This is a genomic window from Rhizobium halophilum (assembly GCF_021648825.1).
In the GTDB taxonomy this organism is placed as follows: Bacteria; Pseudomonadota; Alphaproteobacteria; order Rhizobiales; family Rhizobiaceae; genus Neorhizobium; species Neorhizobium halophilum.
The window spans coordinates 96,973-110,275 of record NZ_JAKJHS010000001.1 but is presented as its reverse complement, the minus strand read 5'-3'; the positions used below and the strand labels follow the sequence as shown (position 1 = coordinate 110,275).

Below are 13,303 nucleotides of genomic sequence, written 5' to 3'. Positions count from 1 at the left end.
AGAGGCCGAGCTTCATGTTCAGCAAAAATTTCATTTAAATGAGCAGGCACTTGTCACAAGGAAGCGACTGCCTACATATCCGGCAACCGTGTACATGTTTGACCCGCTGGCCTCATAACAACGGCTTTTTCCACTTTTCTCATGGCCATTGCCTCAGAAAAGCTTGACGGAGCGTTAATTTGTGGGAATCACCACATCAGGCAGAAAAGGTGGAGTGGGCCAAGCACGCCGGGCCACGATCGGCGACCTGCAATGCAGGGGCGTTAGCTATAAGCGACTGCCGTAGTGGTAATCCGGAATTAAAGATCATTCCGTACGTGTTGGACAGTGATTCGCGGCTGGAGCTTTGAGCTCGAGCCGACGGCCACCGCCGCGAGGTGGCGTTCAAGGAAAGCGAAGTTAGATGGCAACGAAAGTCAAAGAGAACGAAGAAGCCGAGACCGAGCGCGAAGGCACGCCGGACGGTCCGCTTCTCGATCTTTCCGATGACGCGGTCAAGAAGATGATCAAGGCTGCCAAGAAGCGCGGCTACGTCACAATGGATGAATTGAACTCGGTCCTGCCGTCGGAGGAAGTTACCTCGGAGCAGATCGAGGACACGATGTCGATGCTCTCCGATATGGGTATCAACGTCGTAGAGGACGAGGAGGCCGATGAAGCCTCCAACGACGACGACAGCTCCGACGATGGCGAGAGCGAGGGCGAGGGCGGTGAGATTGCGCCAAGCTCGGGTACCGCTTTGGCCACTGCCAAGAAGAAAGAGCCTACAGATCGTACCGATGATCCGGTACGAATGTACCTACGCGAGATGGGTTCGGTAGAGCTTCTGTCGCGCGAGGGCGAGATCGCGATAGCGAAGCGTATCGAAGCCGGCCGCGAGACAATGATCGCTGGTCTCTGCGAAAGTCCGCTGACCTTCCAGGCACTGATCATCTGGCGTGACGAGCTGAACGAAGGCACAACGCTGTTGCGCGAGATCATCGATCTCGAAACGACCTATTCCGGTCCCGAGGCAAAGGCTGCGCCGCAGTTCCAGAGCCCGGAGAAGATTGAAGCCGACCGCAAGGCTGCCGAGGAAAAGGAGAAGGCTCGCAAGATGCGGGTCGCGGCCAACGATGATGACGTTACGGCCGTTGGCGGCGAAGGCCTGCCTCCCGAGGAAGAAGAGGAAGACGACGACGAGTCGAGCTTGTCTCTTGCCGCCATGGAAGCTGAACTTCGCCCGCAGGTCATGGAGACCCTCGACACCATTGCGGACACCTATAAGAAGCTGCGCAAGCTTCAGGATCAGCAGGTCGAGGCACGTCTCTCCTGCACCGGCACCCTGTCGTCGGGCCAAGAGCGCCGTTACAAGGAGCTCAAGGACCAGCTAATCACGGCCGTCAAGTCTCTGTCGCTGAACCAAAACCGCATCGAGAGCCTCGTTGAGCAACTCTACGATATCTCCAAGCGACTGATGCAGAACGAAGGTCGTCTGCTTCGGCTGGCCGAATCATACGGTGTAAAGCGCGATTCCTTCCTAGAGCAGTACCAGGGTGCCGAACTCGATCCGAACTGGATGAAGTCGATCGCCAACCTGTCCGCTCGTGGCTGGAAGGACTTCGCCCGCGAAGAGAACCAGACTATCCGCGATATCCGCCAGGAGATCCAAAATCTGGCAACCGAAACTGGCATTTCGATCGCCGAGTTCCGTCGCATCGTCTCCATGGTGCAGAAGGGCGAGCGCGAAGCACGCATCGCTAAGAAGGAGATGGTCGAGGCGAACCTGCGTCTCGTTATTTCGATTGCCAAGAAGTACACAAACCGCGGCCTGCAGTTCCTCGACCTCATTCAGGAAGGCAATATCGGCCTGATGAAGGCGGTTGACAAGTTCGAGTATCGCCGCGGCTACAAGTTCTCGACCTATGCCACCTGGTGGATTCGGCAGGCGATCACCCGTTCGATCGCCGACCAGGCCCGCACGATCCGCATTCCGGTACATATGATCGAGACGATCAACAAGATCGTCCGCACCTCGCGCCAGATGCTGCACGAGATCGGCCGCGAGCCAACGCCGGAAGAACTGGCCGAAAAGCTCGCGATGCCGCTCGAGAAGGTCCGCAAGGTCCTGAAGATTGCCAAGGAGCCGATCTCGCTCGAAACCCCCGTGGGTGACGAAGAAGACAGCCACCTTGGCGATTTCATCGAGGACAAGAATGCCCTTCTGCCGATCGACGCGGCCATCCAGGCGAACCTGCGCGAAACGACGACCCGTGTCCTCGCTTCGCTCACGCCGCGCGAAGAGCGTGTCCTGCGCATGCGCTTCGGCATCGGCATGAACACCGACCATACGCTGGAAGAAGTCGGCCAGCAGTTCTCGGTGACGCGCGAGCGTATCCGCCAGATCGAGGCGAAGGCGCTGCGCAAGTTGAAGCATCCGAGCCGGTCGCGGAAACTCCGGAGCTTCCTGGACAGCTGATCGGGCATGTCGAAATATAAGAGCCCCGGTGCGGAAGCGTGCCGGGGCTTTTTAGTGGCTCACGGAAGAAGAGAACACATTCACCACCACGACGCCGACAATGATCAGCCCGATCCCAATGAGGGCAGGAAGGTCTAGCCTCTGGCCGAGGACAAAGAACCCGACGGCCGAGATCAACACGATCCCCAGGCCGCTCCAGATCGCATAAGCAATCCCGACCGGCATCGTCCGTAGCGCGAGCGACAGAAGGTAGAAGGCCGCTCCGTAGCAAAGCGCCATAAGCAGGGTTGGGAGCGGGCGCGTGAACTGCTGACTCTGCTGGAGGAAAGTGGTGCCGACGACCTCCAGGGCGATTGCGGCAGCGAGAGAGATGTAGGTCAGCAGAACGGGGTTCATCAGCGTGCTCTTTTCTTTTGATGCGTCGGGACTCGATCCGAGCATCATTTCATCTTACATCCCCTGCCATGACAGACGAGGTCGAAAAGCGGCGGAGAGACGTGAGGTGGGGGATTCCCGCCTCTATCCTCTTTCATGCTGTTCTCGCCGTCATCCTGATCTTCGGCCTTCCCCTAGAATTGCCGACGCCGCCCGAAGAAGAAGCGGTAACGGTGGAGATTGTCGAGCCGCCACCTGAACCGGCGCCTGAGCCTGAGCCGGAAGAGCCGGCAGAGGAGGAAGCGCTGGCGGAGGAGGAGTCTCCCGAGCCGCCACCGGCCGAGGAACAGCCGCCGGAGCCCCCGCCTTCGCCCGCACCTGAGATGCCTGCCGAAGAGGGGACCGCTGCGGCGCCTCCCATACCGACGCTACGTCCGGTCTTCGAATTCGGCGAAGAAACGACAGGCCCGAGGGTCGCTGTCGAGGGCAACTCCTCCACGGAAGCGGCCGAAACGCAATCTGACGCTGCCGAAAGCGCTCCTCCCGATGCGCCTGAGGCATTGGCTGCTGCAGGCCAGCCTGACGATTGGGCGGTGGACGAGGCAGCGACCGCACCGCCTGAAACGACGGAAAACGCTACCGAGGTTGCGGAACAGCCGAGCGAGGATCCGCTGGAGGAGCTGGCGGAGGCCAAGACGCTCTTTTCCCCCGACCTTACCGAGGACGCTGTTGCGCGCACTGCCATGGAAGACATACCGCGATCCATGCGGGCCACGCAGTTGTGCGAGACGGAGTTGACCGAACAGTTGCGCAACGCTTCGCCGCCACGCGATCCGGATTTCATTCCCCGCTCGCCGCTTTCGGAAGGGACGATCCTCGAACTGCGTCAGACCGCATTCCGCGCCCAAGGACAATGGTACAATCTGAGCTTTCGCTGCGAGATCAATGATGAGGCGACGAAAGTCGTCGGCTTCGGCTTCAATATCGGTGCGCCGGTTCCGCGCAGCCAATGGCGTCAGCGCGGCTTCCCCGGATCCTGAAGTCAGGCTCCTCCGGTTTCGCCACCCTCATCCATCACGGCGTCTGTTTCCTCTTCCAGTGTTTCCGCCTCTTCTGCCTGCAAGCCGAATTGGGCGGCAACGTCCGGTGCGTAACGGAGGAGGTCGGGACGCAGCCGTAGCAGCGCCAGATCCTTCGCCTTGGCCTCCAGCATCACGTCGAAGTTGAGACCGTCGGCCGTTCGCATGAAGGTTGCGAACTCGAAGGGGTTGCAGAAATCCGCATGTCCCGTGAATACCGGTGCCACATGCCTGATTGTCTTCTTGCGAGTCGTCGGGTCGACCCGCACCTGCTCGCGCAGTTCCGTCCTGGGCGAGGAGAAATGGATCTTTGGCTGTTGGTCATCCGGCCAACTGCGAAGGATCTTGGCCAGCGTCTCGCGCAGGTCGGAGCGCTCTGGATTGAGGCACCAAAAGTGCTGGTAATCGAAGATGAGGCGCACGCCGGTGTGCTCGTGGATCCAGAGAACATCGGCTGCCGAAAAGCGAAGATCGTCGTGCTCCAGCACGAGGCGTCGGCGGACCGGCTCCGGAAGGTTTTCCCAGGTGTCGACCCAGCGGGTGCGGCTTTCCTCGATGTTGCCATAGGTGCCACCCACATGAATCACCATCACTGCTTCAGGCCCAAGCTCCATGCGGTCCAGCATCTCTGCCTGACTTTGCAGGTCCCAGATACTTTTGCGAACGAGTTCCGGGTTTGGGCTGTTCAGGACGACGAATTGTGAAGGGTGGAAGGAGAGGCGGATGTCGAGCCGCTTCGCCTTCTCTCCTATCGCCTTCAGCTCCGCATCGCTTTCGGCGACCATCCCATGGAATTGCGGCATGTCAGGATGCGTCGCATAAGGCGCCAGGTCCGAGGATAGTCGGTACATGCGGACATCATGCCGGTCGAGATGATCGAGGATGCGATCGATATATTCCAGCGAGACCTTGAGGTGCGGATTGTTCGCCGACCGGCGGCTGTCATTGCTCTTGAGGTCATCACGCGCCATGACCTTCACGGGGAAGCCAAGCCTTCTTGGGCGCATTCGCTGTCCTATTATCACCTGCTTCTCGTCATGCTGATCCATCCCACACCTCCGATCTTCGGCAACGGGTAAGCCGCCGTTTCGATCCGTCGTTGACCGGTTGAAGCTCCCGACTATGCTGCGCGCGACATCAGAAGGTAGACTCATGAAAGCCATGTTCTACGACGCCTTTGAGAAGGCGCCGGAAATCCTCAATCTTCCCGACCCCACCCCGACGGATGACGGTGTCGTTATCAAGGTCGGCGCCACGGGCCTTTGCCGTAGCGATTGGCACGGTTGGATGGGGCACGACCCGGACATCCACCTGCCGCATGTTCCGGGCCATGAACTGGCCGGCGAAGTCGTCGCGACTGGCAGGGGGGTGATGCGTTTCAAGGTCGGCCACCGGGTGACGGTGCCCTTCGTCTCCGGTTGCGGCCACTGTAGCGAATGCCATTCCGGCAACCAGCAGGTTTGCCCGAACCAGTTCCAGCCGGGTTTCACCCATTGGGGCTCCTTCGCGGAATATGTGGCGATCGGCTATGCCGACACCAATCTCGTGCGTCTGCAGGAAGAGATCGATGATGCAACCGCCGCCAGCCTCGGCTGCCGGTTCGCCACCTCGTTTCGTGCTGTTGCCGATCAGGCCCGGACGGGGCCGGGGGAGTGGATCGCCGTGCATGGCTGCGGCGGCGTCGGGCTTTCCGCCATCATGATCGCCACGGCGCTGGGTGCGAATGCGATCGGGATAGATCTGTCCGAAGAGAAGCTCGAGCTTGCTCGCGCTTGCGGTGCGGTGGCGACCATCAACGCCAGCAGCGTCGCGGATCCTGTCGAGGCGGTGCGGGAGATTACCAAGGGTGGAGCGCATGTTTCAATCGATGCGCTCGGCCATCCGACCACCTGCTTCAACTCGATCAGGAATCTTCGCCGCCGCGGGCGCCATGTGCAGGTCGGACTGATGCTGGGCGAGAACTCCACGCCGCAGATCCCCATGGCGCAGGTGATCGGCCACGAGCTCGAGATCTATGGCAGCCATGGCATGCAGGCCTGGCGCTATGATGCCATGCTGTCAATGATCGCAGCCGGCCGAATGGCGCCGTCGAAGCTGATCTCCTCGCGCATCAGCCTGGAGGAAGCAGTGCCAGCATTGATGGAAATGGACCGCGCGACGGCACCGGGGATCAGCGTCATCACCCGCTTCTGATCTCCGTTTCAGGAAATCGTGCCACCATTGTCGGCTTCGTTGCGGTTGAAACGTCCTCGCGTTGGTCAAGTCAACGAAGGAGGAAGACAATGGTGTATGTCGACGGGTTCATCGTTCCTGTTCCCAAGACTAAACTCGACGCCTACAGGGAAATGGCGCGCGTGGGCGGCGAGGTATGGATGGAGCATGGCGCACTTTCCTACGTGGAGTGCATCGGTGACGATATCCCCTATGGCGAGGTGACGTCCTTCCCGCGCTCGGTCCAGGCAACGGGAGAGGAGACGGTGATCTTCTCCTGGATCACCTACAAGGACCGCGCCAGCCGCGACGAAATCTGCGCGAAGGTGATGGCAGATCCGCGGCTTGCGGGGGAGGAGTGGAAGCAGGTCTTCGACGGCAAGCGGATGATCTATGGCGGCTTTCAGGCGTTTCTGACACTATGACGGGGCACGTCCCTGGGAGGTCCCGTGGGCGCTCCGTGCATAATTGAAGGACATCGATGCCGCAAACGCAACTGACGATCGAGACCCGGGGCCAGGGCCTCTACGAGTTCACGGGCGAGGTTGCGGACTTCGTCCGCCGGCAAGGGGTGGAGGAGGGGCTGTTGACGGTTTTCGTGCGGCATACCTCCTGCTCCCTGCTGGTTCAGGAAAATGCCGATCCCGATGTGCAACGTGACCTGAAGACCTTCTTCTCGCGCCTAGTGCCGCCGTCCGATGCGCCATCGATGAGCTGGGTGACCCATATGAGCGAGGGCCCGGACGACATGCCGGCCCACATCAAGGCGGCGCTGATGGCCGTGTCGCTCGCGATACCGGTGGCCGGTGGCCGCCCGGTGCTCGGCACTTGGCAGGGCATCTATCTCTTCGAGCATCGCGATCGGCCGCAGAGCCGCAGCGTCGTGCTCCACCTTTCCCGCTGATGCCGATGAACCCTTCCTGAACGGCAGATTCTGGGAGCGTTCAGCAGCATCCTCCTAGGGTCTCCTCAATCCCGGCAGGCGGGAGAGATCAACGGCGCCAGCTTCTGGCCCTCCTGGGAGAGACACCAATGACCAATATGCTTGTAAAGACCGGACTTGCCGCTCTCATCGCGCTTGCCGGTTTCACCGCTACCGCGTCCACGGCAGCCGCTGGAGGACCAGAATTTCGGATCTTCGTCCAGCACGGCGGGTGGGATCGCGATCACCGTCGTGGCGATCGATGGGAGCGTCCGCGCCGCGAGCGCGGTGGCCGTTGCGCGCCTTGGCTTGCTGAGGAAAAGGCGCGGCATATGGGGCTGCGCCGCGCCCGTGTGGTGGATGTCGACCGCCGCACCGTGACCGTCATCGGCCGCGACCGCCATGGTCGCGACCGCGTTGTCTTTGCGAACGACCGCGGCTGCCCTGTAATCCGCCGCTAAAAGTATCCGTCTCCTTCGCCCGAAGACGGATGGGGGCGCCCTGCCGACCTGCAGCAAGGTCGGCAGGGCGCCTTTCTATTGCTCCAGGGCGAAGATCACATCCACGGTGACGGCATACGTGTTTTCCCCCGCAGAAATGGCAACGGCGTCGGACGCGGCCTCCTTTGTCATCGCCATCCGATACATTGGCTGGGGTGGCATTGGCGGTTGAACGCTCTCGCCGATCTCGACCACGTCGCCAAGCGTTACTCCCGCTGCTTGCGTCAGCGTGCGAGCCTTCGCCATGGCCTTCTCGACGGCCTGCCGCCGCGCATCGCTTAACGCGCCCTCGGGATCATCATTGGTGAAAACGATCTGCCCGCCTTGGTTGATGCCAAGCTTGACCGAGCGGTCGAGAATGGCGCCGACCTTCGCAAGGTCGCGGATCTTCACCGTCAGTGTGTTGGTGACCTCGTAACCGACGACCTCCGGCGGGTCGACGGTTCCGTCTTCCTTCGGCTGGAAATGGCGGTATTGAGGCTGGATCGAGAAGTTGCTTGTCTGCATGTCCCTGGCCTCGATGCCCTCAGCCTTCAAGGCGGCGGTCACCGCGTTCATCGCCTGGCTGTTGCTGTCGACCGCGACCTGGGCCGTCTGCGAATTGCGCACCACCGACAGGCTGACGATTGCCGTATCGGGCGCGACGCGTGCCTCCCCAACAGCAGAAACGCGAACCACCCGTTCACGCGGGGAGGGCGGTTCCTGTGCAAGGACTGTGCTTGGCCAAGCGATCGCCAGGAGGACGGGAAGCGACAGAGCGGCGAAGGCACTCGCGGCAGCGGATCGGGGCATGGATGATTCCTCTTCAGTTTGTCCCGGACAATAGCTGGAGGGAGATTGTGTAGCTATTGCGGCAACGCCTTGTGGCGGTAACGGAATTGCGTTAGAGCGGGCGTCCGGGGTCGGCGAGCCATTGCGCCCGCCCCATGCCCTTCGGGCAGGGCCTGTAGCTCAATGGTTAGAGCCGGCGGCTCATAACCGCTTGGTTGGGGGTTCGAGTCCCTCCGGGCCCACCAAAGGTCTAAGTTATTGATTTTGATGATGTGGAGTAGGCCCTTTTTGGGCGACGCTCTCCGACCAAGATTATGGCGCTTAGACCAATGAAGCCGGACTGAGCCATTAAGCGGATCATTATTGGACGACGTTGGTCCACCTAGCTAGAAAGTGTTCGCCTGAAAGATCGACGCTTGCGAAGGCGCAGACCTCGCCTCCCGTGGGGGGGCGAGGTCACTTTCTGTGCAGTTTCACTCGGCGGCAATTGCAGAGTTGCTGCCATTCACCGCCAACAGCCTACGCGCGCGCTGAAGGCTCTCCGGCTGCTCTGAACGGTAGCGACGACCGATCTCCATCATCGCGACTGTCCCGGGAAGGAATTTCAGTTCCTTAAAAATATCATCCCAGTCGATGTCGCCCCAGCCGAGTGGCATGTGCAGGTCACCGATGCCCATGGCCGTGTTCTCCTGCGGGTGAAAGCCCTTGTAGAAGCCTTGCGGGCGCCCGAAGCTATCATGCAGGTGCAGGTGTCCGGCGACAGGGGCCATGGCAGCGATCTGCTCGCGGAAGTTCAGGCCGCGGTAGGTGGACTCGATATAGGCATGGCTGAAATCGATGAGGGCGACGACATTTTGATGATTGACCGCCTTCACCGTCTCCGCGACTTCGGCTGGCGTCTGGCGATATTGACCGGGCTCAGTTGTGAAGATGTTCTCCAGTGCGATGCGCACGCCATAGGGCTTTGCGAACTCAGCAAGCTCCAACAGTGCTTCGCGCTCGCGCAGATCGGCTTCGGGACGGTCGAAGATCTGGTCGCCGCGCAGGCAGCCACCGTGCTGAACTAGAATGCGAGCGTCTACACGGTCGCAGAGTTCGACCAGTGCCTTGGCGGCGTCGATATGGTAGCGGCAGGTCGCAGGATCCATGAAATTGGAAGATACCAGGCCGTGGACGGTGTATCGGAAGTCGAACTTGCGGGTCATCTCCACCAGCCGCTCCGCGCGATCCTTGATGATGCGCCCGCCGGCGATCACGTCGAGAGTGGTCAGTCCCAGTTCGACGGTATCGACACCGATCTCGGCGAGCGCACGAAGGTCCTCTTCGAAGCTCTCAATTTCGCCATTGATGGAGCCGGCGTTGAAGCCGGTTGCGATGATATTGCCCATGGTTATCTCCGGGTGTTGGAAAGAGGTGAGGCGGTTCATGCTGCGGATGCGAGACTGCTTCGCAGTTCAAGGGCGAGGTCGGGCCTGTCGGATGTGAGGTGACCGATGCCGCGCTTCAGCCAATCTGTGATTAGCGCCTCGTCGTTGAGCGTCCAGACGCACATACGCTTAAGCGGCAGACGAGATGTGACCAGCGCCCATTCGGCCTCCATCAGTTCGTGATGAATGGCGACGACTTCGACAAGATCCGCGACCTGTGCAATGAAACGGTCGAGCCCGCCCTGTCTCTGCGCCCAGGCGGCATTGACTGAAACAAGGCGCGCTAGCTCGGGCGCGATGCGGCGGCAGTCTTCCAGGACGGAAACGTCGAAAGAAGTCAGGTAGGTGCGCGCGGAAAGGCCGCGTGCGGCAAGTTCGGCGGCAACCTTCTCCACAATGCCGGGATAAGGATTTCCAGCCTCGTCACTCTTTAATTCCACGTGGAGGGGAAGGCCGTCTGCAGAAGTCAGCACATCAAGCACCTCACCCAGCGTTGGAATAATCTCGTCGCTATCCTTGAGCTTGATCCTGTGGCGGGCTTCGGCCGAAAGCCGCTTCACCGGGCCTTCGCCCTCCGTCGTGCGGTCGAGCGTTGCGTCGTGGATAACCAGGAGCTCGCCGGCATCCGTCAGGTGCACGTCGAATTCGACCGCATCGACGCCTAGGTCGAGCACATTGCGGAAGCCTTGGAGCGAGTTCTCGGGCCAGAGATTGCGTGCGCCGCGATGGCCGGTAATCAGGGTCATGGGGATTTCCTGCTAGGTCGAGTGAAGTTCAGCGAACGGTTGGGTCAAGCTTGTCTCGCAGCCAATCGCCGACAAGCGATATGGACAGCGTCGTCAGCATGATGACGAGAGCAGGGGCGAGCATGATCCACGGTGCGCGTGTAAGGTACTCGCGGCCAAAGCCAACCATGTTGCCAAGGCTGGTCTCCGGCGGCTGCACGCCGAGCCCCAGGAAGGACAGCCCGCTTTCCATCAGGATGATCTCGGGAAATGTGAGGGTCATCGAGACGATCAGCGTCGATGCAACGTTGGGCAGGATGTGGCGGAAGTAGACCCTGAGCGGCGACGCGCCGAGCTGCACCACGGCAGACGCATAGCCTTGGGCGCTAGCCGAGATGGCCAGTCCCCGCGCAACGCGGGCGTAGCGTTCCCAGCCGTAGAAGCCCATCAGGCAGACGATGAGCACCATTGAAGAGCCGAAGAAGGCAAGAACGGCAAGCGACATGACGAGGAACGGCAGGGCTGCCTGGAAGTCCGCCAGGACGAGAACGACGTGCTCGACAATGCCGCGAAATTTCGCCGCAGCAAAGCCGAGCGCCGTGCCAAAGACTGCGGAGATGATCGTTGCGCTGAAGGCAATGACGAGCGAGATACGTACCGACTGGATAAGGCGCGCGAGAACATCGCGGCCGAGCTCGTCCGTGCCAAGCCAGTGCTTCGGGTTTCCGGGTGCAGAGAGCCGGTTGGTAAGGTCCATCGCGGTAATGCTGTAGGGGCGTAGGACGTCGGCGAAGATGGCGACGAGAACCATGACCACAAGCCACAGGATGCCGAGCCCGATCGACAGCGGAACGTGGCGGCGGAGCGTCGCAACGAAACAAGGCCTGCGGCTTGCGATGGTGTGGGTGTGGTCAAGATCTGCCGTAGTCATGCTTGTTGTCCTAGTGCGCGGTTTGATGACGTAGACGCGGATCCAGCCAGCCGTAGAAGAGATCGACCATCAGATTGGAGAGCACCATTGTGGCCGCGATCATCAGCAGGATGCACTGGACGACCGCGAGGTCGCGGTTGCTGACCGACACGACCAGCAGACGGCCGATGCCGGGCCAGGAGAAGATCGACTCGACGACCACGGCGCCAGCAATCAACGAGCCGACCATGAAGCCGACAATGGTGATGATCGGCACGGCGGCGTTGGGCAGTGCGTGGTTCCACACCACATTCGACCATTTGAGGCCTTTCGCGGACGCCGTGCGGATATAAGGCTGGCCCATGACCTCTATCATTGCACTGCGCGAGAATCGCGCCAGGATGCCGATCCCGCCGATGCTCATTGTGATCGTCGGAAGCAGGCCGTGAACCCATGTGTCCTGGCCCCCCGAGGGAAGCACCCCGAGGATGACCGAGAAGACAAGGACCAGGAGCAGGCCTAGAACGAAGGAGGGAAGGGTGAAGCCGAGGATGGCGAGCAGGATGACGCCACGGTCGATGGCGCTCTGGCGATGGAGTGCTGCATAGACGCCGGCCGGAACGCCGATCATCAGCTTCAGGAGCAGCGCCGGGATCGTCAGTTGCAGCGTCGCGGGAACGCGCTCCAATACGAGTTGCAAGGCTGAGGCCTTGTCGCGCATCGAAACGCCGAAATCGCCGGTGAAGATCGATTTGATGTAGGCGAGGTACTGGATCCATAACGGCTGGTCGAGCCCCCAGGCATTGCGGAAGGCATCGACCGCGTCCTGCGGCACGTCGGGTCCGAGCATGACCTGGGCCGGATCGCCGGACATGCGCAGCACCACGAACGCAAAGGTGACGACTGCCAGGATGGTGATGAGAGCGCGCAGCAGGCGGGCGAAAACGAAGCGCACCATTCCCGTCTCCTCAGGCAGCGATCGGCGCGTTTGCGCCTTCGACGAGGTGGCAGGCGGCGGCTCGCTGCAAGCCAACCGTGCGAAGCATCGGCACCGTGGTGCGGCAGATATCGGTCGCGAGCGGACAGCGGGGATGGAAGGCGCACCCGGAAGGGCGGCTGGCAGGGTTCGGCGGCTCCCCCTGCAGGATCATGCGACCCTTTAACGGCTGGCCCGGGACAGGCACGCTTGAGACCAGCGCCTGGGTATAGGGATGACGCGGCGAGGCAAAGATCACGTCGGAAGAGGCCTCTTCCACGATCCGCCCCAGATACATGACGACAACCCGATCGGCGATGTTACGCACGACTTTCAGGTCGTGGCTGATGAAGACCATGGCGATCTGGAATTCATCCTGCAGGTCACGCAGCATGTTGACCACCTGTGCCTGGATTGACACGTCGAGTGCCGAAACCGGCTCGTCACAGACGATCAGGCGGGGACGGGAGGCAAGCGCTCTGGCGATCACTGCACGTTGGCGTTGTCCGCCGGACAACTCGTGTGGATAACGGTCAGCCTGGTCCGGCCTCAGGCCGACAGCTGCCATCAGCGCCTGTACGCGCGCATCCCGTTCATCCTTGGTCAGCAGGTTGTGTATGTCCAGCGGCTCGCGAATCTGCGTGGCGATGGTGAGCCGCCGGTCCAGTGCTGCCAGAGGGTCCTGGTAGACAAGCTGCATCCTGACCCGCAACGCACGCCATTCCGCTGTTCCAAATGCCGGCATCGGCTTGTCTTCGAAAGTGACTGTGCCGCTCTCAGCCGGATCGATCCCCAGCAGCATCCGGCCGAGTGTCGATTTCCCGGATCCGGATTCCCCGACAACGCCGAGCGTCTCGCCGGGCAGAACCTTGAGGGACAGGTCATCCACGGCACGCACAGGTGTTACCTTGCCGAAGAGCCCGCGCCGCATTTCGTAGATGCGCGTCAG

The 13,303-nt window shown here is 61.1% G+C and carries 14 protein-coding genes and 1 tRNA gene; 7 read left to right on the top strand and 8 right to left on the bottom strand.

Annotated features, from left to right (window positions below):
* Nucleotides 1–403: 403 nt before the first annotated feature.
* Nucleotides 404–2,458, top strand: coding sequence for an RNA polymerase sigma factor RpoD (gene rpoD, locus LXM96_RS00595; RefSeq protein ID WP_239996288.1), 2,055 nt, complete (start codon nucleotides 404–406; stop codon nucleotides 2,456–2,458).
* A 51-nt stretch (nucleotides 2,459–2,509) separates the two neighbouring features.
* Here the strand turns inward: rpoD and LXM96_RS00590 are convergent, their stop codons facing one another.
* Nucleotides 2,510–2,899, bottom strand: a complete 390-nt coding sequence (locus LXM96_RS00590) for a DMT family transporter (RefSeq protein ID WP_262913471.1) — start codon at nucleotides 2,897–2,899, stop codon at nucleotides 2,510–2,512.
* Between the two features lie 56 nt (nucleotides 2,900–2,955).
* On the opposite strand from LXM96_RS00590, the gene LXM96_RS00585 reads away from it, so the two are divergent.
* Nucleotides 2,956–3,873 (top strand): DUF930 domain-containing protein, encoded by a 918-nt coding sequence (locus LXM96_RS00585; RefSeq protein WP_239996286.1) that lies wholly within the window; start codon nucleotides 2,956–2,958, stop codon nucleotides 3,871–3,873.
* Nucleotides 3,874–3,875: 2 nt separating this feature from the next.
* On the opposite strand, the gene uvsE is transcribed toward LXM96_RS00585, so the two are convergent.
* The gene (gene uvsE, locus LXM96_RS00580) at nucleotides 3,876–4,919 is read right to left on the bottom strand and encodes a UV DNA damage repair endonuclease UvsE (protein WP_239996285.1); all 1,044 of its coding nucleotides are present in this window, start codon (nucleotides 4,917–4,919) and stop codon (nucleotides 3,876–3,878) included.
* Between the two features lie 145 nt (nucleotides 4,920–5,064).
* Between uvsE and LXM96_RS00575 the strand changes: the two genes are divergently transcribed.
* The 4 genes from LXM96_RS00575 (at nucleotide 5,065) to LXM96_RS00560 (ending at nucleotide 7,506) form a co-directional block, all read left to right on the top strand.
* Entirely contained in the window at nucleotides 5,065–6,105 is a 1,041-nt protein-coding gene (locus LXM96_RS00575; RefSeq protein WP_239996284.1) for a zinc-dependent alcohol dehydrogenase family protein, read from the top strand.
* A gap of 89 nt (nucleotides 6,106–6,194) precedes the next feature.
* Nucleotides 6,195–6,548, top strand: a complete 354-nt coding sequence (locus tag LXM96_RS00570; RefSeq protein ID WP_239996283.1) for a DUF1428 domain-containing protein — start codon at nucleotides 6,195–6,197, stop codon at nucleotides 6,546–6,548.
* Nucleotides 6,549–6,604: 56 nt separating this feature from the next.
* Nucleotides 6,605–7,027 carry a secondary thiamine-phosphate synthase enzyme YjbQ gene (locus LXM96_RS00565; RefSeq protein WP_239996282.1) on the top strand — a complete coding sequence of 141 codons (423 nt, stop codon included), beginning with the start codon at nucleotides 6,605–6,607 and terminating at the stop codon, nucleotides 7,025–7,027.
* 128 nt (nucleotides 7,028–7,155) lie between these two features.
* Complete coding sequence (locus tag LXM96_RS00560; RefSeq protein ID WP_239996281.1) at nucleotides 7,156–7,506, top strand: hypothetical protein; 351 nt, start codon at nucleotides 7,156–7,158, stop codon at nucleotides 7,504–7,506.
* A gap of 75 nt (nucleotides 7,507–7,581) precedes the next feature.
* Here the strand turns inward: LXM96_RS00560 and LXM96_RS00555 are convergent, their stop codons facing one another.
* On the bottom strand, nucleotides 7,582–8,337 hold the full coding sequence (locus tag LXM96_RS00555) for an SIMPL domain-containing protein (protein WP_239996280.1): 756 nt from the start codon (nucleotides 8,335–8,337) through the stop codon (nucleotides 7,582–7,584).
* Between the two features lie 148 nt (nucleotides 8,338–8,485).
* Here LXM96_RS00555 and LXM96_RS00550 point away from each other — a divergent pair.
* Nucleotides 8,486–8,561, top strand: a tRNA-Ile gene (locus LXM96_RS00550).
* A 228-nt stretch (nucleotides 8,562–8,789) separates the two neighbouring features.
* On the opposite strand, the gene LXM96_RS00545 is transcribed toward LXM96_RS00550, so the two are convergent.
* The 5 genes from LXM96_RS00545 to LXM96_RS00525 are packed head-to-tail and all read right to left on the bottom strand — an operon-like array spanning nucleotide 8,790 to nucleotide 13,285.
* A complete protein-coding gene (locus LXM96_RS00545) occupies nucleotides 8,790–9,704 on the bottom strand; it encodes a TIM barrel protein (RefSeq protein WP_239996279.1) in 915 nt (304 codons plus the stop codon).
* A gap of 35 nt (nucleotides 9,705–9,739) precedes the next feature.
* The gene (locus LXM96_RS00540) at nucleotides 9,740–10,489 is read right to left on the bottom strand and encodes a glycerophosphodiester phosphodiesterase family protein (protein ID WP_239996278.1); all 750 of its coding nucleotides are present in this window, start codon (nucleotides 10,487–10,489) and stop codon (nucleotides 9,740–9,742) included.
* A 28-nt stretch (nucleotides 10,490–10,517) separates the two neighbouring features.
* Nucleotides 10,518–11,399, bottom strand: coding sequence for an ABC transporter permease (locus LXM96_RS00535; RefSeq protein WP_239996277.1), 882 nt, complete (start codon nucleotides 11,397–11,399; stop codon nucleotides 10,518–10,520).
* A gap of 10 nt (nucleotides 11,400–11,409) precedes the next feature.
* The gene (locus LXM96_RS00530; protein WP_239996276.1) at nucleotides 11,410–12,336 is read right to left on the bottom strand and encodes an ABC transporter permease; all 927 of its coding nucleotides are present in this window, start codon (nucleotides 12,334–12,336) and stop codon (nucleotides 11,410–11,412) included.
* 10 nt (nucleotides 12,337–12,346) lie between these two features.
* Nucleotides 12,347–13,285, bottom strand: coding sequence for an ABC transporter ATP-binding protein (locus LXM96_RS00525; RefSeq protein WP_239997163.1), 939 nt, complete (start codon nucleotides 13,283–13,285; stop codon nucleotides 12,347–12,349).
* Nucleotides 13,286–13,303 lie beyond the last annotated feature (18 nt).